This is a genomic window from Rhodococcus sp. NPDC057529 (assembly GCF_042802055.1).
Classification (GTDB): Bacteria; Actinomycetota; Actinomycetes; order Mycobacteriales; family Mycobacteriaceae; genus Rhodococcus_F.
Window position 1 is genome coordinate 85,264 of sequence record NZ_JBHVEY010000028.1, and the last position, 25,407, is coordinate 110,670.

Annotated in this window: 24 protein-coding genes and 1 pseudogene; 17 read left to right on the forward strand and 8 right to left on the reverse strand. The window is 69.3% G+C overall.

What is annotated here, in order from left to right; translation table 11 throughout:
* Positions 1-23: 23 nt before the first annotated feature.
* From ACFU5V_RS36960 to ACFU5V_RS36970, 3 genes are read right to left on the reverse strand one after another with little or no spacing between them, the layout of a single operon-like run.
* Positions 24-3,023, reverse strand: a complete 3,000-nt coding sequence (locus ACFU5V_RS36960; RefSeq protein ID WP_378705666.1) for an ATP-binding protein — start codon at positions 3,021-3,023, stop codon at positions 24-26.
* A 60-nt stretch (positions 3,024-3,083) separates the two neighbouring features.
* Entirely contained in the window at positions 3,084-3,857 is a 774-nt protein-coding gene (locus tag ACFU5V_RS36965) for an SWIM zinc finger family protein (protein ID WP_378705669.1), read from the reverse strand.
* A complete protein-coding gene (locus ACFU5V_RS36970) occupies positions 3,854-6,685 on the reverse strand; it encodes a DEAD/DEAH box helicase (RefSeq protein ID WP_378705671.1) in 2,832 nt (943 codons plus the stop codon). Before ACFU5V_RS36970 ends, ACFU5V_RS36965 begins: the two co-directional genes overlap by 4 nt.
* Before the next feature lie 374 nt (positions 6,686-7,059).
* Here ACFU5V_RS36970 and ACFU5V_RS36975 point away from each other — a divergent pair, with 374 nt between their 5' ends.
* The 3 genes from ACFU5V_RS36975 to ACFU5V_RS36985 all read left to right on the forward strand — a co-directional run bounded on the left by ACFU5V_RS36975 (position 7,060) and on the right by ACFU5V_RS36985 (position 9,120).
* A complete protein-coding gene (locus tag ACFU5V_RS36975) occupies positions 7,060-7,992 on the forward strand; it encodes an NADP-dependent oxidoreductase (RefSeq protein WP_378705702.1) in 933 nt (310 codons plus the stop codon).
* A 43-nt stretch (positions 7,993-8,035) separates the two neighbouring features.
* Entirely contained in the window at positions 8,036-8,353 is a 318-nt protein-coding gene (locus ACFU5V_RS36980) for a hypothetical protein (RefSeq protein WP_012688484.1), read from the forward strand.
* Between the two features lie 65 nt (positions 8,354-8,418).
* Positions 8,419-9,120, forward strand: a complete 702-nt coding sequence (locus ACFU5V_RS36985; protein WP_378705673.1) for an HNH endonuclease family protein — start codon at positions 8,419-8,421, stop codon at positions 9,118-9,120.
* A gap of 13 nt (positions 9,121-9,133) precedes the next feature.
* Here ACFU5V_RS36985 and ACFU5V_RS36990 read toward each other — a convergent pair whose 3' ends face one another.
* Positions 9,134-10,708, reverse strand: a complete 1,575-nt coding sequence (locus tag ACFU5V_RS36990; protein ID WP_378705676.1) for a molybdopterin-dependent oxidoreductase — start codon at positions 10,706-10,708, stop codon at positions 9,134-9,136.
* An 85-nt stretch (positions 10,709-10,793) separates the two neighbouring features.
* Here ACFU5V_RS36990 and ACFU5V_RS36995 point away from each other — a divergent pair, with 85 nt between their 5' ends.
* The 7 genes and pseudogenes from ACFU5V_RS36995 to ACFU5V_RS37025 all read left to right on the forward strand — a co-directional run.
* Positions 10,794-11,609 (forward strand): shikimate 5-dehydrogenase, encoded by an 816-nt coding sequence (locus tag ACFU5V_RS36995; protein ID WP_378442027.1) that lies wholly within the window; start codon positions 10,794-10,796, stop codon positions 11,607-11,609.
* Position 11,610: 1 nt separating this feature from the next.
* Positions 11,611-12,102: a DUF6328 family protein gene (locus tag ACFU5V_RS37000; protein WP_378705678.1), complete on the forward strand. Its 492-nt coding sequence runs from the start codon at positions 11,611-11,613 to the stop codon at positions 12,100-12,102.
* 197 nt (positions 12,103-12,299) lie between these two features.
* The gene (gene uraD / locus ACFU5V_RS37005) at positions 12,300-12,809 is read left to right on the forward strand and encodes a 2-oxo-4-hydroxy-4-carboxy-5-ureidoimidazoline decarboxylase (protein WP_378442035.1); all 510 of its coding nucleotides are present in this window, start codon (positions 12,300-12,302) and stop codon (positions 12,807-12,809) included.
* A complete protein-coding gene (gene uraH / locus ACFU5V_RS37010; RefSeq protein ID WP_378705680.1) occupies positions 12,806-13,150 on the forward strand; it encodes a hydroxyisourate hydrolase in 345 nt (114 codons plus the stop codon). Before uraD ends, uraH begins: the two co-directional genes overlap by 4 nt.
* Positions 13,151-13,152: 2 nt before the next feature.
* Complete coding sequence (gene pucL, locus ACFU5V_RS37015; RefSeq protein ID WP_378441611.1) at positions 13,153-14,046, forward strand: factor-independent urate hydroxylase; 894 nt, start codon at positions 13,153-13,155, stop codon at positions 14,044-14,046.
* Positions 14,047-14,056: 10 nt separating this feature from the next.
* Positions 14,057-15,526, forward strand: a complete 1,470-nt coding sequence (locus ACFU5V_RS37020; protein ID WP_378705683.1) for a nucleobase:cation symporter-2 family protein — start codon at positions 14,057-14,059, stop codon at positions 15,524-15,526.
* Positions 15,519-15,785, forward strand: a pseudogene (locus ACFU5V_RS37025) (LysR family transcriptional regulator); the annotation flags it as partial. The gene ACFU5V_RS37020 and the pseudogene ACFU5V_RS37025, both read left to right, overlap by 8 nt.
* A 60-nt stretch (positions 15,786-15,845) precedes the next feature.
* Here ACFU5V_RS37025 and ACFU5V_RS37030 read toward each other — a convergent pair.
* Positions 15,846-16,355, reverse strand: coding sequence for an O-acetyl-ADP-ribose deacetylase (locus tag ACFU5V_RS37030; RefSeq protein ID WP_378705686.1), 510 nt, complete (start codon positions 16,353-16,355; stop codon positions 15,846-15,848).
* A 7-nt stretch (positions 16,356-16,362) separates the two neighbouring features.
* Positions 16,363-17,553, reverse strand: a complete 1,191-nt coding sequence (locus tag ACFU5V_RS37035) for a benzoate/H(+) symporter BenE family transporter (protein WP_378705688.1) — start codon at positions 17,551-17,553, stop codon at positions 16,363-16,365.
* 82 nt (positions 17,554-17,635) lie between these two features.
* Between ACFU5V_RS37035 and ACFU5V_RS37040 the strand changes: the two genes are divergently transcribed.
* Entirely contained in the window at positions 17,636-18,073 is a 438-nt protein-coding gene (locus tag ACFU5V_RS37040; protein WP_378705705.1) for an acyl-CoA thioesterase, read from the forward strand.
* 22 nt (positions 18,074-18,095) lie between these two features.
* On the opposite strand, the gene ACFU5V_RS37045 is transcribed toward ACFU5V_RS37040, so the two are convergent.
* Entirely contained in the window at positions 18,096-19,124 is a 1,029-nt protein-coding gene (locus tag ACFU5V_RS37045; protein ID WP_378431623.1) for a phosphotransferase family protein, read from the reverse strand.
* Positions 19,125-19,239: 115 nt separating this feature from the next.
* Here ACFU5V_RS37045 and ACFU5V_RS37050 point away from each other — a divergent pair, with 115 nt between their 5' ends.
* From ACFU5V_RS37050 to ACFU5V_RS37075, 6 genes are all read left to right on the forward strand, one after another.
* On the forward strand, positions 19,240-19,608 hold the full coding sequence (locus ACFU5V_RS37050) for a DoxX family protein (RefSeq protein ID WP_206010473.1): 369 nt from the start codon (positions 19,240-19,242) through the stop codon (positions 19,606-19,608).
* A gap of 241 nt (positions 19,609-19,849) precedes the next feature.
* Positions 19,850-20,947 (forward strand): pyruvate dehydrogenase (acetyl-transferring) E1 component subunit alpha, encoded by a 1,098-nt coding sequence (pdhA, locus tag ACFU5V_RS37055; protein ID WP_378431624.1) that lies wholly within the window; start codon positions 19,850-19,852, stop codon positions 20,945-20,947.
* Positions 20,944-21,927 carry an alpha-ketoacid dehydrogenase subunit beta gene (locus ACFU5V_RS37060; RefSeq protein WP_378431625.1) on the forward strand — a complete coding sequence of 328 codons (984 nt, stop codon included), beginning with the start codon at positions 20,944-20,946 and terminating at the stop codon, positions 21,925-21,927. The genes pdhA and ACFU5V_RS37060 overlap by 4 nt, the downstream gene beginning before the upstream one ends.
* A 30-nt stretch (positions 21,928-21,957) precedes the next feature.
* Positions 21,958-23,202 carry a dihydrolipoamide acetyltransferase family protein gene (locus ACFU5V_RS37065; RefSeq protein WP_378705691.1) on the forward strand — a complete coding sequence of 415 codons (1,245 nt, stop codon included), beginning with the start codon at positions 21,958-21,960 and terminating at the stop codon, positions 23,200-23,202.
* A gap of 61 nt (positions 23,203-23,263) precedes the next feature.
* Positions 23,264-24,412, forward strand: coding sequence for an MFS transporter (locus ACFU5V_RS37070; RefSeq protein ID WP_378431664.1), 1,149 nt, complete (start codon positions 23,264-23,266; stop codon positions 24,410-24,412).
* A 138-nt stretch (positions 24,413-24,550) separates the two neighbouring features.
* Positions 24,551-25,168 (forward strand): hypothetical protein, encoded by a 618-nt coding sequence (locus ACFU5V_RS37075; RefSeq protein WP_378705693.1) that lies wholly within the window; start codon positions 24,551-24,553, stop codon positions 25,166-25,168.
* 68 nt (positions 25,169-25,236) lie between these two features.
* Here ACFU5V_RS37075 and ACFU5V_RS37080 read toward each other — a convergent pair.
* A partial coding sequence (locus ACFU5V_RS37080) for an NAD(P)(+) transhydrogenase (Re/Si-specific) subunit beta (RefSeq protein ID WP_378705707.1) occupies positions 25,237-25,407 on the reverse strand: 171 nt, incomplete at its 5' end.

A 25,407-nucleotide genomic window follows, 5' to 3' on the forward strand; every position in this document is an offset into this window, starting at 1 on the left:
CGGAACGGGTAGTGCCTGGTAATTCACACCGTAGGAATCGGGCGTTCGCGCACCGTTCGCGCCGAAACCCCGCCCGCGAACGGTCCGACGTCCGCACGAAGTCGCAGCACTTGCGGCAACCACCACCGGTCGTCGTGTTGCTCGGCGGCGATCAGAGCGGCATCGAGAGTGGCGCGGGCGGCGTCCACCGACCCGGCGTCGATCTGGACCTCCGCCAGCAACGAGAGCCAGTACGGCATCCGCGCGAACGCCCGCTGCCGTCGCAACGCGGCAAGCCCGTCGTGGATCTTCGCGATTCCCGGTTCGCCGCCGACAAGCCGGCCTTCGAGGATCTGCGACCACTGGCTGTAGTAGGCGAAATGGTAGCGCTCGCACAGCTGCCGCAACTCCGTCAGCGAGGCGAGCAGCGCGGTGTCGTCGCCCCGGACCTGATGCAGCACCGACGCGTACCCCAGCGCCACCGCGAGACTGTACGGGTGGCCGCAGGCCCTGCCCAGCCCGAGGGCATCCGCGGACGCCTGCTCGGCCGCCTGCTCGTCGCCGATCATCCAGTACGCGTGCGACTCCCACGCGTGGCAATGCACCTCGAGCCGCGTTCCGAGGATGAACGAATAGTCGTCCGAGAACGATCGCTGCGCGATGTCGAAATGTTCGATCGCCTCCCTCGGCCTGCCGAGACCGAGGGCGCCGCCCGCCACCGCGAAATGCGCCTGACCCTCGAATTCCGGATCCGCCGCGGACAGTTCGAGGGCACGCACGCCGAGCCCGTGGGCGTGCGCGGTGTGCCCCTGCACGAAGTGGACCGCAAACAATCCGATCAACGCACCGAGCACCACCTTCGGCCTGCGGAGTCGCTGCCCCAACTCCATGGTGCGGTCCAGCGTCCGCTCGAGCTGAGGGTCGGAGTATCCGTACAGAGTGGTCAGCGGCGCCGACATGCCCTGCCGCACATCCACCTCGTGAGCGTCCCGGTTGCGGCCCACCGGCATCGCCTCCAGAAGGTCGAGGCAGTCCCGGAAGAGCCGCAGGGCGTCGGCGTTCGCGAACACGCCTGCCGCTACCTCGGCTGCGCGCTGCAGATAGTGCAGGGCACGGTCGGGGCGGCCGCCGCGCCGATACTGCTCGGCGAGTTGCGCGGCCACGTCGTCCGTGCGGCCGGTGTGGAGGAGTTCGAGTCCCTGCGCCAGCCGCCGATGCAGCAGCCAGCGCCGCGGCGGACCGACCGAGCGGTACGCGGCCTCCCGGACCAGGTCGTGCACGAAGTCGTACCCGGTGCCCGCCGGCCGGACGATCCTGCGCCGCCACAACTCGTCCACCGCCTGCACGAGGGAATCGGTGTCCAGGTCGCTCGCCTCGCTGAGCAGGTCCAGATCGAAATCCGCGCCGAGGGCCGCGGCGAGGCCCGCGACGTCCCGGGCCGGATCCGAACACTGCCCGAGTCGCCGGGCCAACACCTCGCCGAGGTCGCCGGCGCCCCCGGTCGCATCCGCGCCCGGCACCATCCTGGCGGCCTCCACGACGTACAGCGGGTAGCCCGCGGTCGCGGCGTACAGCACCGCCTCCTCCGCAGGATCCAGCACCCGGCCACCGAGGGACCTCGCCAGTTCGACGGTCCCGTCCGCGGTCAACGGGTCCACCTCGACGTCCGTGACCAGTCGCGCCGACCGGAGGGCCCGCAACGCGTCCCGAACGTCGCGGCGGGACTGCGCCTCGTCCGTGCGGGCGGTCGCCGCGACCAGTACCCGCAGGCGGGTGTCGAGGGTCAGCAGGAACGCCAGCCACGCCGTCGTCTCCGCGTCGCACCACTGCAGATCGTCGAGGACGAGCAGGACCGGCCGGCCGGGCGACAGCACCGCGCGCGCCGTCCCCTCGAAGAAGCGGTGCCTCTGCCATGCGTCGACCATCGCCCGGGAAGTCGCCGGCCGCGGCGCGGACTCGGCGCTCGGGACCAGCCGCTCGACCTCGACCCTCCACAACGGATCCAGCGACCCGATCGCCGACCGCAACTCCGGGCTGCGCAGCCACTCGGCGACAGGGGCGAGCGCGACGCGGCCCGGCAGCCCGAAACACCGCGCCGTCGCCACCACAGCCCCGTCGGCACGAGCGACCTCCGCGAGTTCGGTGGTCAACCGGGTCTTGCCGACCCCCGCGTCACCCGAGACGAGCACCAGCCCCTGCCTGCCGTCGAGGGCCTGCCGCCACCGCCGCTGCAATTCCCCGCATTCGCGCTCCCGCCCGATCAGTGCGGGCATCGCCGTCCGAACGCGTTCGCGCCGGGGAGCCGCGGCCGGTTGCTCGCCCAGCAGGTTGTCGAACAAGCGGGTGGTCGCGGCGCCCGGCGCGACCCCGAGTTCGGTCTCGAGTACCGCAGCGCACCGGTGGTACGTGGTCATCGCCGCCGCCCGGTCACCCGAGGCGGCCTGCAGTTCCATGAGCGTCCGGTACCCGGCCTCCGCCAGCGGGTCGAGTTGGATGCGCCGTCGCGCGCACGCCGTCGCCGTCTCCACCTCACCCGACTCCCGCAGCACCCGCACCATCGCCTCGCAGAGTTCGACGCACTCCCGGCGCAGCACGTCCCGATGGTCGAGGACCCAGTCCTCGTACACCCCGGGCATGAGGTCACCCCGATAGGTGTCGATCGCGCGGTCCGCGTGTTCGAGAAATGCCTGCGTGCCGGAATCGGCGAGGGCAGCGAGGGCGGCCGCCCGCTCGTTGCGGAACGTGTCGACGTCCACCCGGCACGACGGCGAGTCCGTCCACGTCAGCGTCGGCCCGTCCGCGGTCGGCGCACCGTCCGACCCCAGGAGACCGCGGAGGTTGTGCAGTTCCCGCCGCAGGTTGGTGCGGGCCTGCTGCTCGCTCGACTCGGGCCAGAACAGCCCGGCGAGACGGGTCCTGGACTGGGCGAGACCGGCGTGCAGCACGAGATAGGCCAGCAGCGCGATCGCCCGTGACGAGACGGTGCCTGCCCCGTCGTCCGGGTTCGACACGCGCTGCTCGCCGAGCAGGTAGACCGTCACCATGACTGACCAGCTCCCGGTCGCGGAACGAGGCGAGCTTCCGCGTCATTCATCATCGCACGGTCAGCGGAAGTGCTGGTACAGCGCTTTCAGCTCCCGGATCGCGGCGTCCACCGCACGCTCGTCCTCACTGACCGAGCGGATCGCCTTCCGCAGCAGGAGCGGGTCGAGGTCGTCGATCGCCGCCCGGAAGTCGGCGTCGGGCAGTCCGGGCAACGAGGACTCGTCCCCGAACCAGTCGTCGACGTCCGCGTCAGAGGAGTCGCCCCCGACGCCCTCGATCAGCATGTCCAGATCGACGCCGCGCAACGTCAGGATCTCGAGCGGGTTCTCGTCGATGCGCTCGGCGGTGAGGTACGCGACCGCCGCCGCATGCTTGCACGGCCACCCGTCGTCCGGGCAGGTGCAGTCGTAGTTCAGCGCGGACGCCCCGGCGGGCAGCAGCAGGGGACCGAGCGCCTCGGGAACCCCGCCGCCCGCCAGCATCGCCAGGCTGCCCGGTTGCCTGCGGACCACCGCGACCAGTTCGGCGATCTCCGACTCGTCGAGGCGATCGATCGAGACGGTCGCGACGAACGGCTGGAGTTGGCTGCCCTGAACCTCCCCCGTCACCATTCCACCTGCGATCTCGAGCGAGATCACCTGACCGCTGCGCGCGTAACTCCGACCGCGACTCATCCGGCCCTTGTCGGCGACGAACTCGATGATGTCGACGAAATTGCGGCCCCACCACGTGCGGCCGAATGATCCCCGCTGGGACCGTGCCTCCAGCCCGCCCGTCACGGGTCGTCGCCGGCCGTACTGACCGAAGTACGGTCCGGGGCGCCGATTCGTCATTCGCCCACCGCCTCGTCGCCGAGCCGCAGCAGTTCGCCCAGCTGTTCGGTGCTCATCTCCGTCACCCAGTTCTCGCCCGTCCCGACGGCGAGGTCCGCCAACTCCTGTTTGGTGGCGATCATCGCGTCGATCCGCTCCTCCAGGGTTCCGACGCACACGAGCTTGCGCACCTGCACGTCCCGCCGCTGGCCGATCCGGAACGCCCGGTCCGTGGCCTGGTTCTCGACGGCCGGGTTCCACCACCGGTCGAGGTGGACGACGTGATTGGCGGCGGTGAGGTTCAGCCCCGTTCCGCCTGCCTTCAGCGACAGCATCATGATCGGCGGCCCGTCGTCGCTCTGGAACGAGGCCACCATGTCGTCGCGCTTCTGCTTCGGAACGCCCCCGTGCAGAAACGGCACGGGAGTACCGAAACGTTCGGCGAGATACGGGGTGACGAGATCACCGAATTCACGGAACTGGGTGAACAGCAACGCCTTCTCACCGTCCGCGACGACGGAGTCGAGGATGTCCTCGACGAGCCCCAGCTTGCCGGACCGGTGCTGCCCGCGCCGCATCACCGCCGACCCGTCGCGCAGGAAGTGCGCCGGATGATTGCACACCTGCTTGAGCTTCGTCAGGGCGGCGAGGACGGCACCCTTGCGCTTCATCCCCTTCTTGTCCTTGATCTGCGCCATCATGTCGTCGACCACCGCCCGGTACAGCGCTGCCTGCTCGGCGGTGAGGTTGGCGCGGACGGTCATCTCGAACTTGTCCGGGAGGTCGGCGATGACGGCGGGATCGGTCTTGACGCGGCGCAGCACGAACGGGGACGTGACGGCGCGGAGCCGGGCGACGGCCGCCTCGTCCTGCTCCCGCTCGATCGGCACCACGAAACGCTTGCGGAACATCGCCTCCGAACCCAGGATGCCCGAATTCGCGAAATCGAGGATCGAGCGCAGTTCGTCCAGCCGATTCTCGACCGGAGTGCCCGTCAACGCGACCCGATGCTCCGCCGGAATGCTGCGGGCCGCCCGCGCCTGCCCGGTCTTCGCGTTCTTGATGTGCTGCGCCTCGTCCAGCACCACCCGCCGCCAGTCCTGCTCCTTCAACTGCGCGACGTCGCGGGCGAGCAGCGCGTACGTGGTGATCACCAGGTCGCTCTGCGTCACGGCGGCGGCGAGGTCGTCACCGCTCAGCCGCTGCGGACCGTGGTGCACCAGCACCCGCAGCGAGGGAACGAAGCGTGCCGCCTCACGCTGCCAGTTACCGACCACCGACATCGGGCACACCAGCAGTGTGGGCGTGGCGGCGTTCTCGTGTGCGAGCAGGGCGAGCAACTGCAGCGTCTTGCCGAGACCCATGTCGTCGGCCAGGACCGCCCCGAGCCCGAGGCGGCTCATGAACACCAGCCAGTCGAGCCCCCGCTTCTGGTACGGCCGCAGCGTGGCGTCCAACCCGTCCGGGGTCGGCACGTCCTGCGGCTTGATGTCGCCGTCGAGCAGCGCGGCAGCCCAGCCGGTGGCGGTGACCTCCTCGACGGGGAGATCGGACAGATCGTCCGCGATCAGGTCTTTCAGCAGGTCCACGATGGCGCGGTCGCCGCTGCCGTGCCGCTCCGCGACGTACCGCGCGGCACGGGAGAGCACGTCCTGATCGGCCCGGACCCACTCACCGCGCAGCCGCACGAGGTCGCTCTTCGCATTGACCAGCCGGTTCATCTCCGCGGCGGTGAGCACCGTGTCGCCGAGTGCCAGTTCCCAGTTGTACTGCACCAACTGGTCTTTGCCGACGGACCGGTTCTCCGCGCTCGCCGGGGTGCTGGGCGAGCTCACCCGCAGTCGCATCGACGGCGACGCCACACTCCAGGCCCGCGGCAGCAGCAGGCTGATGCCCTTCTCCTTCAACGCCACCGCGCCGTGCCCGACGAGGTCGATGACCACCGCGGTGGGCAGCATCAGGTCGAGACTGTCGGGGTCGCTCGGGACGTCCTGCAGCCGCGGGTAGGCGGCGACGGCCTCGGTCAGTTTGCGAACACCGGTCTGCAGGCGGCTCGCCTCCGTCCGGTGCAGCGGAATCGGCACCGGCGCTTCACCTTCCGGGCGCAGGCACACCTGCAGCCGCCACAACACCGCGTCCGGGTCCCAATCGCCCTCCACGTCCACGTCTTCCGGCTCGAGCAGTCGCAGCACGAGTTCGGGTTCGTCCACCTTCAGGCTGTCCCGCCACCCGTCGAGGGAACCCGCCAGCTGGGCGGTGCCCTCGGCGAAGTCCTCACCGCGAACCAGCGCGTCGATCAGCGGATGTTCCGGTGCGGTGCCGGAATCGTCCGGGTGCCTGCCGCCCAGGACCCGCCGGGCGACGGGGTCGGTCAACTCGGTCACCATGTCGTCGAGCACTGCCCGCGGGGTGGTTCCGTGGCGCTGCACCGGAGGCATCGCGACCGACAGTTCCGTGAGCCAGGCACGCTGCCGTTCGCAACCGAGGAGCCGCCAGCGCGGCCACCAGCCGCCCTCCGCCCGGTGCACCTCCGGCACCACGCGTCCCGCACGCACCCAGCGCTCGACGCCGCGCGCCACGTGGGCGAGGTAGCGCAGATCCCCGGCGACCCGGGGGTCGCGGGCCGACACCGACAGCAGGAAGTCGGTCGCGTCCGGCGGCGCGAGGGCGACCGCCGCCCACTCGAGCATCTCCGGACCCGACGGCGTCGGCATCGGCACCTTCACGTGATGGCGGAACTTCCGGGCGAGCACCCGCCCGACCGCGTCGGTCGGCTCCTCGGCGGCCGGATTCCGGTCCTCGACCCACAGCATGAGACCCGAACCGGGTGTCCAGAGGCCGTGCAGCATGCACCCATCCAATCAGGCACAACCGACAGTCGGAGAAATCCCTGCTCGGCGGCTGTAACCCTCGACGAGATTCCACCGATGAACGAGGTGGCGGCTGTCCACGCCGGTATCGACCGGGATCGCTGCCGTTGGTAGATCGCAGTGATCGGAGGAACACACAATGGACGCGACACAGATGTTGCAGGTTCTCGTTCAGCTCATCCAGGTCCTCGGACCGTTGATGGGCGGCGGCGGAGGCGGCGGAGGCACAGGCTCCCTGGGTAGCCTGTTCGGCTCCTGAGTTCTCACGAAGTAGGCCCGCCGACCCCGTTCGGCGGGCCTACTTCGTGCCCGGATCCGGGCCCGGAGTTCGTGATAGGACTGTGGGCGTGAGCATGGCATACGGCTTCAGCGAATACGGCGGACCCGAGACGCAGCAGTTCTTCGACGTCCCCGTCCCCTCCCCCGGTCCCGGACAGCTGCTGGTCGCCGTTCACGCGGCGGGCGTGAATCCCGCCGATTGGAAGGTGCGGGCGGGAACGCGGAAGGACACCGTCCCGGTCACCCTTCCCGCGGTTCTCGGCCGGGAGGTCGCGGGTGTCGTCGCCGACGTCGGCCCCCGGGTGACCGGGTTCGCGGTCGGCGACGCCGTGTTCGGGGCGACCGCCACCGGTTTCGGCGGATACACCGAGTACACCCTGGTCAACACGGCCGCAGCGGCACACAAGCCCGACACGGTCTCGTTCGCCGACGCGGCCACGCTGCCCGTCGCGGCGGGGACCGCGTACGACGCGCTGACCACCCTGAACCTGGCTCCCGGCAGCCGATTGCTCGTCGTCGGTGCCGGCGGTGGCGTGGGGGTGGCGGCGCTGCAGTTGGCCGCGGCCCGGAACGTCACCGTGATCGGGGTCGCGAGCGAGGGCAAACGGGAGGTCGTCGAATCGCTCGGCGCCACGTGGGTGGCGTCCGGGGACGGACTCGCCGAACGGGTGCCCGGCCCGGTGGACGCCGTCTTCGATCTCGTCGGCGGTACCGCGCTGGCCGAGGCGGCGCAGCTGGTGACGGATCCGGCGGCGATCATCAGTGTCGGCGACCCACTCGCGGCACGGGACCTCGGCGGCTCGGGAGTGGAACGGCGCCGCACGTCCGCGGTGTTCGCGGAAGTGGCCGCGCTGGTGGCCGACGGCACCCTCGATCCGCGGGTCGCCCACCGGTTCCCGTTCGCCCACGCCGGTGACGCTCTCGCGACGGTCGAATCCGGTCACACGAGCGGCAAGGTCGTGATCGAGTTCGGTGAGCGGGTCTGGCTTTCACCCGGCCCGAGGTAGATGCTGGAGAGACGTAGCTGCCGGAAACTCTCGGGAGTCGGCCATGAGCATCCTGATCCAGGTTCTCGAACAGGGGTACGCGCTCACCACCCCGTGGGAGCAACGGAAGTACGCCTTCGTCGATGCCACCCACATCGTCACCATCCGCCTGGACGGACAGTCGGGTGTGTGGCTCGACGGAATGAAACACGGTGAGGCGCACCGGCTTGCGGTCACCCCCGTCGCCAGCGAGGCGATCTTCTTCCTCCTGCGCACGCTCGACCTGCTCGCCGAATGCCGGCAGAGCGGCGGTTCCTGGGTCATCGGTCACGACGGCACGCACGTGTCGTCGATCGCCGCGGTGCGCCTGCCCTTCAGCTGACGTGTCGGGGGCCCGGTGCATACTCCTGGACGGTAGGGGGAGAGTTTTCGAGCGCCGGGGGACGCATGAGACTTCTGTACGTGACGGCATGGCTGGCCGTGATCCTGTCGGCCGGCGGCTGCGGGGTATCGCTGCTCGACCTGGGTGACAGCCCCGCACCGGGCAGCCCGCCGCGCGCGCACATCGAGGAGTTGCTCGGGCGGGTCGCGACGGTCGACTCCCGTCCGCACCCCGGCGGATACCAGCGCGGGTGTTCCGGCCGGGAGCTGTGCGTCTTCGGACCGGCCTGGACCGACGACCAGGACGCCGCGGGCGGCCACGACGGGTGTGACACCCGCAACAACGTTCTGGCAATCGATCTCCGCTCGGTGGTCTTCCGCGACGGCACCCGCGACTGCGTGGTGCTCAGCGGGGTCCTCGCCGATCCGTACTCCGGTGAGGTGCTCCCGTTCGACCGGGCGGACGCGAAAGCCGTCCAGATCGACCACGTCTACCCGCTGGCGGCGGCGTGGGACATGGGCGCGTCCGCGTGGCCGCCCGAGCGCCGGCTCCGGTTCGCCAACGACGCCACGTTCAACCTGCTGGCCGTCAACGGTGCCGACAATCAGGACAAGGGCGACCAGACCCCGCAGGACTGGCTGCCGCCGAATCCCGCATATCACTGCTTCTACGCAGGCAAATACCTGTCGGTGGCGGTGGAGTATGGGCTTCCGGTGACGCTGGCGGACCGCGACGCGCTGGCCGAAGTGGCGGAGCGGTGTCCGTGATCGTCTCAGCGCCTCAGGCCACGGTGAACGACCGGGTGTGCCAGCCGGTGGCGCCGCTCGGGACCGGCGGCGTCCGCTCCTCCACCTGCACGTTGCCGTCCAGATCGGTGGCGCGCACCTGGAGTGTGTGCAGACCGGACGCGGCCTCCCACTCCCACGTCCACTGCCGCCAGGTGTCGATGCTGTACTGCGGGGCGAGGGTGGCGGTCTGCCATGCGCCGTTGTCGACCCGTATCTCCACCTTCTCGATGCCGCGGTGCTGCGCCCATGCGGTTCCGGCGACGAGTACCGGGCCGGGCGCGGTGGGTGCGAACGGGGCGGGCACGTCGATCCGGGATGCGGTCTTGATCGGACCTTCCGCGGACCATCCGCGCTTCGTCCAGTAGGCCTCGGCCTTGTCGAATCGCGTGAGTTCCCACTCCACCACCCATTTGGTGGCCGACACGTAGCCGTAGAGACCGGGGACGACCTGCCGCACGGGGTAACCGTGTTCGAACGGCAGCGGCTGACCGTTCATCGCCACCGCGAGAATCGCGTCGCGTCCGTCCCGCAGCGCCGCGACCGGGGTCCCCGCCGTGAAGTGGTCGCTGCTCGTGGACAGCAGCATGTCGGCGTCGGGGTGCACGCCTGCCTCGTCGAGGATGTCCTTGATGGGGTAGCCGATCCACGTGGCATTGCCCGCGAGGTTTCCGCCGACCTCGTTGGACACGCACGTCAACGTGATCACCCGTTCGACGGGCGTGCGCGCGATCAGGTCGTCCCACGAGAGGGTGAGTTCGCGATCCACCATGCCGTGGATGCGCAGTTGCCAGTCGTCCGTCGTCAGCCGCGGCACCCGGAGCGCGGTGTCGATCCGGTAGAACTCCTCGTTCGACGTGACGAACGGGGTGCCGCCCGGCACGCCGATGTCGGTGCCCGGAGCGATCGCGGCCGCCCGGTCCGCCACCCCGGGAATCGCGAAGGCGCGGCGGTTGTCCACGGCGCCCGCGACCTGCTGCCCGAGGTACCGGCCCGCGGCTCCCGCGGCCGCGGCCGTCGCGGCGGCGGCCGCGGCCAACAGGAGAAAAGTGCGGCGCGGCAACCACGAATCTTCGGAATCCGAGTTCTCGGGTGCCCGCGCGGTGGCCGTCAGCACCCGCAGGACCGCGATACCGGCGACGACCCCGACCACTGTCGGCAGCGCATACATCCAGGTGGCGCCGGGACGCTGGGTGGCGGCCACGATTCCCACCAGCCCGAGCGCCGCGAGGATCGCGCTGCCGAACGGGGCGCGAGGGCGCTCGACGATTCCCGCGACCGCGGCGAGGGCCACGATGAGGATCGTCATGCCCACGAACAACGCGGGTTTGTCGTTGGTGCCGAACGTGTCGATCGCGAACTCGCGGGCCCAGGCGGGACTGCGGTCCACCGTCGTCGATCCGACCGCGTAGAACGGCGACGCATTCGGGTCGATCAGCACCGCCAGCAGTTCGCCCACTCCGAGTACCATGCCGGCGGCGATCACTCCGGCGAGCGCGCGCGAGAACAGGTGCCGCCGTCTCCGTGGCGTCCGCGCCGCCTCGTCCCGGTCACCGATCGTGGTCGTCATCGCAGCCTTGCTCCTTTGCCGTCGTCACCGTGTATTCGGAGCTGAGAACGCGCACGGATGGGAGCCCACCACTAGTATTTACCGGATGAACCAGCTCGACAAAGACACTCTTCTCTGCATCTCGCTCTCCGGCCGGCCGAGCAACATCGGCACCCGGTTTCACAATTATCTGTACGGCGAGCTGGGCCTCAATTTCGTGTACAAGGCGTTCTCCACCAACGACCTCCAGGCTGCGGTCGGCGGCATCCGGGCGCTGGGGATCCGCGGCACCGGTGTCTCCATGCCGTTCAAGGAGCAGATCATCGACTACGTCGACGTGATGCACGAGTCGGCGTCGGTCATCGAGTCGGTCAACACGGTCGTCAACGAGGACGGGGTGCTGCACGCCTACAACACCGACTATCAGGCCATCGCGAACCTGTTGCGCGACAACGCGTTGCCCCACTCGCTGTCGGTGGCGGTGGCCGGGAGCGGCGGCATGGCCAAGGCCGTCGTGGCCGCCGTGCGCGACTACGGTTTCACCGACGTCACCGTGATCGCCCGCAACGAGAAGACCGGCGGCGCCGTCGCGAAGCAGTACGGATTCGACTGGCAGCCCGAACTGGGCGCGGCGCGGCCCGGGCTCCTGATCAATGCCACCCCGATCGGAATGGCCGGTGGTCCCGAGGCCGAGGATCTGGCATTCGCACTCGACGCGATCGACGCGGCGGACGCCGTGTTCGACGTGGTCGCGATGCCCGCCGCCACGCCGCTGATCCGGGCCGCGGCCGAACGCCACAAGACCGTCATCACGGGCGCCGAGGTGATCGCGCTGCAGGCCGCGGAACAGTTCGTCCTCTACACCGGCGTGCGCCCGTCCCCCGAGGAGATCCGCAGGGCGTCCGAGTACTCACGCTCGTGAGGTGAGCACCGCCGAGACACCCGCGCAGCGGCTCGCCCGCAATTTCAGCGAGCTGCTGCAGGAACTCCGTGTCTCGCAGGCCGGTGTGCAGATCCTGTTCGCCTTCCTCCTCGCGGTCGCCTTCACCGAGGTGTACGAGGAGCAGTCGTTCGGCCTCCGCATGCTGCACCTCGTCACGGTGCTCCTGACGACGGTGTCCTCGGCGCTCCTCATCGCCCCGGCGGTCTGGCATCGCGTGCTGTTCCGTCAGGGCCACCAGGCCGACATCCTGCGCAAAGCCAACCTGTTCGCGCTGTGGGGTGTCGGATTTCTGGCCGCCGCCATGACCGGCACCGTGATCCTGATTGCCGAAGTGGCAGTGGGCGGTCCGGTCGCGATCGTCACCGGCGTGGTGGCCGCGCTGATGTTCGCGACGCTGTGGTTCGCGCTGCCCCGGCTTTTCAATCGCCACGCCGACAGCGAGGACTACGTCCCGCCGTCCCGTTGTCCGTGAGCTGTTGCCCGACAACGGCTTTCCCACCGGACACTCCCTCGCTCCCACCCCCGGGCCCCGTCGCGCCTCCGCCCGGCCGCGAACCTCCCCCATGTCCGAATCTGGATTAATTCAATTTTGGGTCTTGACACGAATTGTGACCCCTGTCACGCTTCTCTATACGGAATCATTATTTCGCATTGTGGAAGAAGGGTCGCATGGTTTTCGATGCAGGACTCCGACGATTCAACGAGGCTTCACAGTCCGAGGCGAAGAAATGGGCACGGATCTGCCTGGACATCCCCCGGTGGGCAGACGAACTCGTCTCCGCCCGGCCGTACCCCGATCGCGCCTCGTTGCTCACCGCGGCCAGGACCGGGGCCGGCCCCCTCTCCGCGAAGGAGATAGAACTGGCCCTCGCCCGCCACCCCCGAATCGGTGAACCCCCGGGCGGCGACGACGCCGAGGCACACCTGGCCCGCGCGGAACAGTCGAACGTCGATTCGTCCGACGCGGCGGCGACGAAACGGCTCACCGACGGCAACCGCGCCTACGAGGACAAGTTCGGACGGGTCTTCCTGATCCGCGCCGCCGGGCGCAGCACGTCCGACGTCCTCACCGCCCTCGACCGCAGGCTCGCCAATGACGAGGACAGCGAATTGGCCGTTGTCGCAGAGGAACTGCGCGACATCGCCGCACTCCGGCTCGCCGGGATGCTGGACGCATGAGCGACGTCAGCCAGGTCACCACCCACGTGCTGGACGCCGCGGAGGGACTGCCCGCGCGGGACGTGCCGGTCACGCTTGCGGTACTTCGCGAGTCCGCGTGGGTCACCGTCGCCGACGCCGTCACCGACGACGACGGGCGCGTCGCGACCCTGGGCCCGGCCCGACTCGAGCCGGGCACCTACCGCATCGTGTTCGACACCGGACGCTACTTCACCGCGAAGGGACGCCCGACGTTCTACCCCGACATCACCATCACGTTCGCCCTCACCGACAGCGAACAGCACTACCACGTACCTGTCCTTCTCAGCCCATTCGCATACTCGACCTACCGAGGGAGCTAATCATGAGCAAGATCGTGCTCGGCCAGAACCAGTACGGCAAGGCGGAAGTCCGGTTGGTCAAGATCACCCGGGACACCAAGCGACACGAGATCGAAGACGTCACCGTCACTTCGCAACTGCGCGGAGACCTCGACGCGGTACACACCGAAGGCGACAACGCGCACGTCGTGGCCACGGACACCCAGAAGAACACGGTGTACGCGTTCGCTCGCGACGGCGTCGGTGCGATCGAGTCGTTCGCGATGCGACTCGGGAAGCACTTCACCGGCGAGTTCGAGTGGATCACGGGCGGCCGCTGGGAGATCGAACAGTACTCGTGGGCGCGGATCCCGGTCGACGGCGAGGGCCACGACCACTCCTTCGTCCGATCCAGTGACGAACGGCGGAACACCGTGGTCACCATCGACGGCGACCGGACGTGGATCGTATCCGGTCTCAGCAACATGGTGGTGTTGAAGTCGACGGGTTCGGAGTTCCGCGGATACCCGAAAGACAGGTACACGACCCTGCAGGAGACGTCCGACCGGATCCTCGCGACGTCGGTGAGCGCCCGTTGGCGGTACCTCACCACCGACGTCGACTTCGACAAGACGTTCGAGAACGTGCGCGCAATCATGTTGGAGGCGTTCGCCACCACCCATTCGCTCGCGCTGCAGCAGTCGCTGTTCCAGATGGGTTCGGCGGTCCTCGAGGCGCATCCGGAGATCGCCGAGGTGAAGTTCTCGATGCCGAACAAGCACCACTTCCTGGTCGACCTGGAACCGTTCGGACTCGACAACCCAGGCGAGGTGTTCTTCGCCGCCGACCGCCCCTACGGGTTGATCGAGGCGACCGTCGAGCGTGAGGGCGCGCCCGACGCCGGCCGCGCCTGGGATTCCGTTCCCGGATTCTGCTAGGAGCGCGGCGATGAAGCGGATCGGACATCGGGTCGCCGGAACGACCGGACCCGAAGACGAGCGATTGCCGCTCGGAAAGTCGTACGTCTACGGGTTGCAGCACATCCTGACCATGTACGGCGGCGTGATCGCGCCTCCCCTGATCGTCGGCGGCGCCGCCGGACTGACCGGCGTCGAGATCGGCCTGCTCGTGTCGGCGGCCTTGTTCGTCAGCGGCGCCGCCACCTTGCTGCAAACCCTCGGTGTTCCCTTCTTCGGCGCCAAACTCCCCCTGGTGCAGGGTATTTCCTTCGCCTCGGTGTCGACGATGGTGGCGGTGGCCGCCGGTCCGGGCGGGCTGCGCTCGGTGTTCGGGGCCATCATGATCGCAGGCGTCATCGGGTTGCTGATCAGCCCCTTCTTCTGCAAGATCGTGCGCTACTTCCCACCCGTCGTGACCGGGTCGATCATCACGGTCATCGGCATCTCCCTCCTACCGGTCGCGGTGCGGTGGGCGATGGGCGGCAACGCCAAGGCCCCGGACTGGGGATCGATGTCCAACATCGGACTCGCCGGGTTCAGCCTGTTCGTCGTGTTACTGGTGAGCCGACTGGTCCAGGGCACCCTGTCGCGGTTGTCCATCCTGATCGGCATCGTGGTGGGCACGCTGTTCGCCGCGCTGATCGGCAAGGCCGACTTCAGTGCCGTCGGGAAGGGCGCGATCTTCGAACTGCCGCAGGTGTTCTCGTTCGGCACCCCGCTGTTCCAGATCGGCGCGATCATCTCGATGACCGTCGTCATCCTGGTGATCATGACCGAGACGACCGCGGACATCCTCGCGGTCGGCGAGATCGTGGAGACGAAGGTGGATGCTCGCCGGGTCGGCGACGGACTCCGCGCCGACATGCTCGCCACCACCGTGGCGCCGGTGTTCGGGACGTTCCCGGCCAGCGCGTTCGCCCAGAACGTGGGGCTCGTCGCGATCACCGGGATCAAGAGCCGGTACGTCGTCGCGGCCGGCGGTTCGGTCCTGTTCGCTCTCGGACTGTTCCCCATCCTGGGCCGGCTGGTGGCCTCCGTGCCGCTGCCCGTCCTCGGCGGCGCCGGGATCGTGCTCTTCGGTTCGGTGGCCGCGAGCGGAATCCGCACCCTGTCCAAGGTGTCGTACGACGGCAACCTGAACCTGGTGATCGTCGCGGTGGCCCTCGGATTCGGCGTCATCCCGATCGCGGTGCCCGAGTTCTACTCGGCCTTCCCGGAGTGGGTGCACATCGTCTTCGACTCGGGCATCAGCGCGGCGAGCATCGTCGCGGTGTTGCTGAACATCTTGTTCAACGAGATCAAGGCGGGCAACCGGCCCACGCCGTCGGTGGTGTCGGCGGCGCCTCCCGTCGCCGTCCACCCCCCGGAGGTCACCGAGCACCCGGCCGGCACCGAGCTACCGGCGGACACCGAGCACCGGGCGGACACGGCGCGCACCTCCGCCGTGCGCAATGAGTGATCAACCGTATCAGCCGACGCTGACGCAACTCCGCGCGTTCGCCGCAGTCGCCACCCACCTGCATTTCGGCTCCGCGGCATCGGATCTCGGGATCAGCCAGCCCACCCTCTCCAGGGCGCTGGCTGCTCTCGAGACCGGGCTCGGGGTCATCCTGATCGAGCGGAGCAGACGCCGGACGATCCTGACGTCGACCGGCCGGCGACTGCTTCCGTACGCGCAGCGCACCCTCGACGCCACCGAAGAGTTCGTGGCCTCGGCCACCGTTATGGCGTCGCGGCGGGTCCGGACCCGGTGAGGGCGGGGACGCGGGCAGGCGTCCTCATCCCACCTCGGCCCGCAGCAGAGACGCCATCCGCGCGTCGAACGCCACGAACAGCACCCGCGGAATCCCCGCGTCCGAGTCACGCACGGCGCCGACTGCCTGCCGGACGGCGTCGTCCGCGGGCCAGCCGTACACCCCGGACGAGATCAACGGGAAGGCGACGGACTGCGCGCCGAGGTCGGCGGCCACCGCCAGGCTGGCGGTGTACGCGCTGCGCAGGGTGGCCGACCGATCGTCCGAAGCGGAGTAGACGGGGCCGACCGTGTGGATCACCCATCGGGCGGGCAACCGGCCCGCCGTCGTCGCGACCGCCTGTCCCGCCGGCAGTCCGTCCTGCAATGTGGTGGCCCTCAGTTGCCGACATTCGGCGAGGATCTCGGGGCCACCGGCCCGGTGGATGGCGCCGTCCACGCCACCGCCGCCGAGCAGTCCGGAGTTGGCGGCGTTGACGATCGCGTCGACCTCGACCGTCGTGATGTCACCCTGCACTACCTCGATGGTGGTCATGTGCCCATTATCGCCGCGAGCCCACCGCGACCCGCACGATCAGTCCGGCGACCAGCGCCCAGAATGCGGACCCGATGCCGAGGATGCTCACCCCCGAGGCGGCGATCAGGAACGTGACGACGGCACCCTCCCGTTCGCGGACGTCGTCGAGGGCGGAGGCCAGAGCCCCGCCGAGGGTGCCGAGGAGGGCGAGTCCGGCGACGGCCTCCACGACGCCCTCGGGCGCCGCGGCGATGAGGGTGGCGACCGCGGCGGAACACGCCGCGAGCACCAGGTACGCCCAGCCCGCCGTGAACGCCGCAACCCAGCGTTTCCGTGGGTCGGGATGCGCGGACGGCGCGGCGGCGAGGGCGGCGCTGATGGCGGCGAGGTTGATGGCATGCCCACCCGCGGGGGCGCCGACCAGAGTCCCGACGCCGGTCACCAGCATGGCCGGCCGCCACGGCACCCGGTATCCGAAGGAATTCATGACGGCGGTGCCGGGAATGTTCTGGGACGCCATCGTCACGATGTACAGCGGGATCGCGATCCCGACCATCGCCTGCCACGTCCACGCCGGTGCCGTGACGTCGAGCCTCGGCAGGAGTGCGCCCGTGTCGAGGGCGTCGCTGCCGGAGGCGAGACCGACCGCGATCACCATCGCGGCGGCCGCGAACGCGGCCGGGACCGCCCACCGCGGCGAATACCGCTGCAGAACCAGCCACACGAGGACGACGGGCGCGACGGCGAGCGGGGCGTCACGCAGCGCCAGCACCGGCGCCAGGCACAGCGGCAGCAGCACCCCGGCGAGCATCGCCTGCGCGAGTGCCGGGGGGATGGCCGCGATCAGCCGTCCCAGCCGCGGCCACAGCCCGGTGAGGATCACCGCCGCCCCCACGACCGCGAACGCCCCGACCGCGGCCGGCCACCCGCCGCTCACCGTCCCCGCCCCGGCGAGGAGCGCCGCTCCCGGCGTCGACCACGCGAGGGTGATCGGCATGCGGTAGTGCCGCGACATCCACAGCATCCCCAGGGCCTGCGTCACACACAGCGCCAGCAGTCCCGAGGCGGCCTGGGCGGAGTTCGCGCCCACCGCCGTCAGCCCGGTGAGTACGACCGCGAACGAACTGGTGAACCCCACCAGGGCGGTGACGATTCCGGCGCTGATCGGCTGGGCGGCGGAATCCGGTGAACGCACATCACTGTCGGGCACAGACATAGGACGCGATTCTGCCCGACGCGTGGTGCAGACGATCCGTGGCATTAGGGTCGGGACGGTGAAACACGACGACGCCCCCGCGATGCCGACCGCCGCCGACTTCCCCGCCCTGTGGCCGGTGCCGACCCGCTGGGCGGACAACGACCACTACGGGCACGTCAACAACGTCACGTACTACTCGTATTTCGACACCGCCGTCAACGGCTGGCTGATCGCGACGGCGGGCACCGACATCCGGGATCTGCCCGCGATCGGCGTGGTCGCCGAAACGTCCTGCAGGTACGTCAGCGAGCTGACGTTCCCGGACCGCCTGCAGGTGGGGTTGTCCGTCGAGAAGCTGGGCACCCGGAGCATCGTGTACGCGCTCGCGATCTTCCGCGAGAACGGCGACGCACTCGACCTCGCCGCTCTCGGCCGCTTCGTTCACGTGTACGTGGACGCGGAGACCCGCAAGCCGGTTCCGATTCCCGACGAGATCCGCAGCGCCGTAACCCTTCTGGTGGCACCGGGCGCCGACTGAGGGTCCGGCACCACCGGGTGGATCAGCGCAGGCCCTCGGCCTCGGCCGTTGCCACCGCCCGGGCGATGATCCCGTCGATCAGCGCGACCGTGGGCGCACCGGTCTCGGCCTTGTTCCGGGGGTCGTCTATCACGCGGCGCAGCACGCCTTCGGCGATGATCGCCAGCTTCCACAGCGCGAGCACGTGCCAGTACCCGACGTGCGTGACGTCGCGTTTGGTGTGGTGGACATAGGCCTCCACGAGTTCGGCCCGGGTGGGGAATCCCTCGAGGGTGGAGGCGGGGAACGGGCCGGCGTCCTCGTCGCCCGCCTCCGGCCAGTACGCCAGCAACGCGCCCACGTCGGCGAGCGGGTCGCCCAGTGTGCACAATTCCCAGTCGACCACCGCGACCACCTCACCCTCCTCCGGCGAGGTGATGACGTTGCTCAGGTGAAAATCGCCGTGCACCAACGACAGTTCGGCCTGCTCCGGCATGTTGCGTTCGAGGATCCCGGCCAGATCCTCGATCGCCGGGACCTCGCGGGTGCGGGACTTCTCCCACTGATCCGCCCAGCGCTTCAACTGCCTTGCCGCATAAGGTTTGTGGCTGGCCAGATCGTCGAGCCCGGCATCCCGGAGGTCGACCGCATGGATTTTCGCGAGCGCCTTCGGCATCGCCAGCCCGACGGCACCCCGCTGCTCGGGCGTCAGTTTCTTCGCCACGCCGACACTGTCGATCACCACCCCCGCGACGTAACTCATCAGCACGAGCGGCGCGTCCGTGACCTCCGGATCTTCGGTGAGCCCGAGGATCTTCGGCACCGGAACGTCGGATCCCTGCAGAGAGGACAAAATCCGGTGTTCGCGGACCACGTCGTGCGCCGACGCGAGCAGATGTCCGAGCGGTGGTCGCCGCAGCACCCACCGTCCGCCACCGGCGTCGCTGACCGCGTACGTGAGATTCGACTGACCGTTCCCGATCCTCTCGAAGCTCAGCGGTGCGATCGCTCCCACACCGAGTCCGGCAATCCACGCAGAAACGGCATCTTCGTTCAGCCCCACAGCATTCACGCGCTCGATGCTAACCGCTCGGAAGCCCGATGCGGAGGGAACCGGTCCGCACCGCAGGTCGCGGCCCTAGGGTGGCAACAGTGAGGCCGATTCGGCCGGAACTGGAGGGACGGACGTGGAAGTTTTCCTCATCGTGTGTGGCGTGCTCCTCGCCGTGAGCGCCGTCGCCGTGAGCATTCCCAAGCTGAGGCTGAAGGGAACCGCGTGGACGGGGTTGCAGGCCCGGGGCCTGAGCGGGCAGCAGGTGCGGCTGATCGGCGTGGCGGAACTCGCGGGAGGCGTCGGCGTTCTCGTCGGCCTCTACTGGACTCCGCTGGGCGTGGTGGCGACGGTGGCGCTGCTGATTCTCCTCCTGTGCGCTGTCGCGTTTCACGTCAGACACGGCGATTACGGCAATCCCGACACCCGGGCAGTCGCGATGCCCGCGGTCTACCTCGCGGTGCTCGCCGTCCTCGCTTCGATCGGGTTCGTGTTCGCGGGGTGATCCGGACGTTTCGGACAATTGCAGCGACAACCAAGCGTCGGTGACCTTCGCATTGGTCATTAGACGCAGCATGACACCCGTCGCACCCCCAAAACTGGGCATTCTGCTCGACATCGGCGGTGCCACTTGCGCACTTCGCGTTCCCGTGGATGCTGTGAAGTAGGACACACCCGTCCTGCCGCAGTACCCGTCTCCGACGAACCCACAAGGTTCACGGACTCGACAACACGAGGTGACCCCGATGGTCGACAAGATTGCCTATCCGGTCCAGCTCATCCAGCCGGACGGCCGACGGGTCTTCAGACCCGACTACACGAGCCTCGTCCGCGACATCGGACCCGACCAACTGCGCGACCTGTACGAGGACCTCGTCGTCGCGCGCCGGATGGATGTCGAGGCGGTCGCTCTGCAACGCCAGGGTGAACTGGGACTGTGGGCCCCGCTGCTCGGTCAGGAAGCCGCCCAGGTCGGCTCCGCCCGCGCCCTCCGTCCCGACGACTACGCGTTCATCAGCTACCGCGAACACGCCGTCGCCTACTGCCGGGGCGTGGACCCGGGTGTGATGACCCGCATGTGGCGGGGATGCGCGCATTCCGCCTGGGATCCGAGTTCCGTGAACGTGACGAATCCGGCGATCGTCGTCGGATCGCAGGGGCTGCACGCCACCGGGTACGCCATGGGCGCCCACCTCGACGGTGCGGAGATCGCCACGATCGCCTATTTCGGCGACGGCGCCACCAGTCAGGGCGACCTCGCGGAAGCCCTCGGCTTCTCGATGAGTTTCAACGCGCCGGTCGTATTCTTCTGCCAGAACAACCAGTTCGCGATCAGCGAACCGGTCCGCCTGCAGAGTCCCGTCCCCATCGCACAGCGCGCCGCCGGCTACGGCATGCCCGCTCTCCGGGTGGACGGCAACGACGTTCTCGCGGTGCTCGCGGTCACCCGCCAGGCCACCCAGCGCGCCCGCGAAGGCAGTGGACCGACGTTCATCGAGGCCATCACGTACCGGATGGGCCCCCACACCACGTCGGACGATCCCACCCGGTACCGGGCGGCGGCCGAGACGGAGATCTGGAAGGCCCGCGACCCCATCGACCGGATGAGGCGACTCCTCGACCGGGAGGGACTGCTCGGCGACGACTTCCTCGCCCGGGTCCAGGCCACCGCCGACGCCGTCGCCGCGCGACTGCGCGCGGGGACCGTCGAGGCACCCGACCCCGCGCCGCTCGATCTGTTCGACCACGTCTATTCCACCGACCACCCGCTCGTCGACGAGGAACGCGAGCAGTACGCCGCGTACCTCGCAGGTTTCGCCGGCATCGAGGAGGCACTGTCATGACCACCACCACGCTGTCGCTCGGCGCCGCACTCAACGCCGGTCTGCGGCGCGCCCTCGAACACGACCGCAAGGTCGTGATCATGGGCGAGGACGTCGGACGCCTCGGCGGGGTCTTCCGCGTCACCGACACCCTGCAGAAGGACTTCGGCGACAACCGGGTCATCGACACCCCGCTCGCCGAATCGGGGATCGTCGGCGCCGCGTTCGGCATGGCCCTGCGCGGCTACCGGCCCGTCTGCGAGATCCAGTTCGACGGTTTCGTCTACCCCGCGTTCGACCAGATCGTGTCGCAGGTCGCCAAGATTCACTACCGCACGCAAGGCCGGGTCACCGCGCCCCTCACGATCCGGATCCCGTACGGCGGCGGCATCGGCGCGGTCGAGCACCATTCGGAGTCGCCGGAGGCGTACTTCGTCCACACCGCCGGACTCCGTGTCGTCACCCCCAGCAACCCGGCAGACGCGTTCCACATGATCCAGCAGTCCGTCGCGGCGGACGACCCGGTGGTGTTCTTCGAACCGAAGAGGCGGTATTGGGACAAGGCCGAGTTCGACGTGGACGCCGAACCGGATCTGCCACTGCATCGGGCCCGGGTGGCCCGGGAGGGCACGGACGCCACCATCGTCGCGTACGGGTCCGTCGTGCCGACCGCGCTGTCGGCCGCGTCGATCGCCGCCGACGAGGGGCACTCCCTCGAGGTGATCGACCTGCGCTCCCTCGCCCCGATCGACTTCGACACCGTCGAGGAATCGGTGCGCAAAACCGGCAGACTCGTCGTCGCGCACGAGGCGTCCACGTTCCTCGGGCTGGGTGCGGAGATCGCGGCCCGCATCTCCGAGCGGTGCTTCTACCAGCTGGACGCGCCGGTCCTGCGGGTCGGCGGATTCGACGTCCCGTATCCCCCGTCGAAGCTGGAACGGCATCACCTGCCGGACGCCGACCGCCTGCTCGACGCCGTCGATCGCAGTCTCGCGGCCTGATCGCACTCATCGGAGGAGAGGAGTCGTCCGTTGGCGCAGGAATTTCGCCTACCCGATCTCGGTGAGGGACTGACGGAGGCCGAACTGGTCTCCTGGGCCGTCGAGGTGGGCCAGACGATCGAGCTCAACCAGGTGATCGGCGAAGTCGAAACGGCGAAGGCGCTCGTCGAGTTGCCCTCGCCGTATCCGGGTGTCGTGGAGGAACTGCTGGTCGCCCCGGGCGCGACGGTGCCGGTGGGGACGCCCATCATCCGGATCACGACGGATGCGGCCGTCGAGGAGGCTCCCGCGCGTACGCCCGTTCTGGTGGGGTACGGGCCCGAGGCCGCCGCCGAGAGCAAGCGCGCCCGGCGGCGATCCGTCGGCCCGGAGACTGCCCGCCCGGAGTCTGCCCGCCCGGACCGCAGGCGCCCCGACGCGTCGCCGGCCGCCCGGCTCGCGGCCCGTGAACGTGGGATCGACCTCGCGGTCGTCACGGGGACGGGACCGTCCGGCTCCGTGACCAGGAACGACGTGGAATCCCACGCGGGATCGACTGAGCCTGCCGTCTCGCCGGAGCCTTCCGAGTCGCTGCAACACGAGACCCGCACCCCGGTCCGCGGTGTCCGCAAGCAGACGGCGGCGGCGATGGTCCGCAGCGCGTTCACGGCCCCGCACGTCACCGAATTCGTGACCGTCGACGTCACGCGCTCGGTGGAGCTGCTCGACCGTCTGCGGGACCTCCCCGAATTCGAGGGGCTGTCGGTGACCCCGCTGAGTCTGGTCGCGAAGGCGATGATCGTCGCGTTGCGCGCGAATCCGAGCCTCAACGCGTCGTGGGACGAGGAGAACCAGGAGATCGTCACCAAGCACTACGTCAATCTCGGTATCGCCGCGGCCACACCCCGCGGTCTGATGGTCCCCAACATCAAGGAGGCGCAGTCGCTGAGCCTGGTCGAATTGTGCCGCGCGATCACCGAACTGACCGCGACCGCGCGCAGCGGCAAGGCCGCTCCCACGCAGTTGACCGGCGGCACGGTGTCGATCACCAACGTCGGGGTGTTCGGTGTCGACGCGGGCACACCCATCCTCAACCCCGGCGAGGCGGCCATCCTGTGCCTCGGCAGCGTCGGCAAGAGACCGTGGGTGCACGAAGGCGAACTCGCGGTGCGATGGGTCACCACGTTGAGCGTGTCGTTCGACCACCGGGTGGTCGACGGTGAGCAGGGGTCGAGGTTCCTGTCGTCCGTCGCTGCCATGCTGCACGATCCCGCCTCACTGCTCGCGCACCTCTGATCCTCGGTACGTTTGGTCGGTGAGCACTTCCCGAGCGTCCCCGGTCGACAAGCGTGTGCCGGTGGCCGAGCCGCTCCGCCGGGCCCGGGCGGGAACGTTCGGGATCTTCGGGATCAACGGGTTCCTCCTCGGCATGTGGGTCGTGCACATCCCGGCGATCGAGGACCGGACCGGCATCAGCCACTCCACGCTGGGTTCGCTGCTGCTCCTGATGGCGGTCGGTGCGATCGGCGGCATGCAGGTCAGCGGCCCCCTGGCCGACCGGTTCGGCAGCAGGCGGATGGTGATCGTCGCCGGACTCGCGCTGTCGGTCGCCACCCTGGGTCCGGGGCTGGCGTCCACTGCCTGGCAACTCGGTCTCGCCCTGCTCGTGTTCGGCTTCGCCAACGGCGCACTGGATGTGTCGATGAACTCCCAGGCCGTCGAAGTCGAGCAGCGGTATCGACGGCCGATCATGTCCGCGTTCCATGCCCTGTTCTCCGTCGGCGGGGTGGCGGGGTCCCTGCTCGGCGCGGCGACGCTCGCCGCCGGATGGGCGCCGCTGACGGCGCTGCTGGTCGCCGGCGGCATCGGGGTCGTCACCGTCGCCGTGGGCTCCCGCCTGCTGATGGCGGACCGTCCCCGCTCGCGGCACGACCCGGCACCCGCCGAGAAGGCCCACGGCCGACTGTCCGCGCGGGTTCTCGCGCTCGGCGGCATCGCCTTCGTCCTGATGCTGTCGGAGGGTGTCGCGAACGACTGGAGCACCCTGCAGGTCAAGGAACACCTCGGAACGTCGGATTCCGTCGCCGCCCTCGCGTTCGGCGCCTTCTCGGTGATGATGACGGTGGGGCGATTCACGGCCGACCGCGTGAGTGCCGCGCTCGGCCCCGTCGCCGTCGTCCGCTACGGCACCCTGATCGCCGCGCTCGGCATGCTGCTCGTCCTCGTCTCGGTGCTGCTCCCGCTCACGATCCTCGGCTGGGCGCTGTTCGGCCTGGGACTGTCGGGCTGCGTCCCCCAGATCTTCACCGCCGCGGGCAACCTGGGCGCGGGTTCCGCCGGCACCAACATGTCCCGCGTGGTCGGGCTGGGGTACGTCGGATTCCTGGCCGGCCCGGCCACCATCGGCTGGATCACCCAGGTGGTTCCGCTCACCGTCGCCATGGTGGTGCCACTCGTCTGCGTGCTGGTGGCCGCCACGTTCGCGGGGGCGGTCCGGCGCACCTGAACCTCACGCGATGTCGTGATCCTCGTCGTCGGGGATGTGACGGTGCCGGGCGCACGCTCGTCGCACGACGACAACCGTTCACCGACCTCACAGCGGCCGCTCATGGATCACTCAGCGTCGGTTGGCACACTGTGTGTCGTGACCGAATCGACTAGCAGGCTTCGTCACAGTGTTCGTCGCCTCGCCTTCGCCGCGGCGGGTGTGGTGGCACTGTGCGCGCTGTACCTCATCCGCCCCGAATCGCCGGGTCTCGTCCTCTCGGAGGCGCTCCGACCCGTCGCCGAACCCGTGATCCAGGCGATCGACGTCACGACGGTTCTCGCAGCGGCCGTCGTTCTCGCCATCGTCGCGGCGATGCGAAAACTCTCGTACGGCATGGGTGCGGTACTGCTGCTCTGTATCGGCGCGAATCTCACCAGCGCCGCCGTGCGGGCCTGGGAATCGGATGCGCCGTCCGTGCTGCTGCCGAGCGGGCACGTCGTGGCCGTCACCGCCCTGTACGGTTCGGCTCTGCTGGTGTCGGCGCCCCGGTTCCGGCCCATCATCGCGGGTCTCGGTTTCGCCGTCGTCCTCGGTGTCGCAGGCGCCGCTGCGCTCGTCGAGTCCACCGGTATCTTCGGCCTCGCGGCCAGTCTGATCATCTTCGCGATCTGGTGGGCGCTGGCGTCCACCCTGATGCTGTACTCCCCCGTCGCGGCCGAGCGCGAAGAGCGCCGGCCCGACACCGCGGCCATCGCCTTCTCCCGGCACCTGTAGGCGGCTCCGCCGCCCGTGCGTGGTTAACGAGTCTCTGTACTCGCCAACCACGCACGGGCCCGGAGGGCCTACAGGGCTTTGAGTTCCTCGGTGACCTCGGAGACCGACTTCTTCGCGTCCCCGAACAGCATCGAGGTGGTGTCGGCGAAGAACAACGGGTTGTCGATGCCGGCGAACCCGGAGTTCATCGACCGCTTCAGCACGATCACCGACTTCGACTGATCCACGTTCAGGATCGG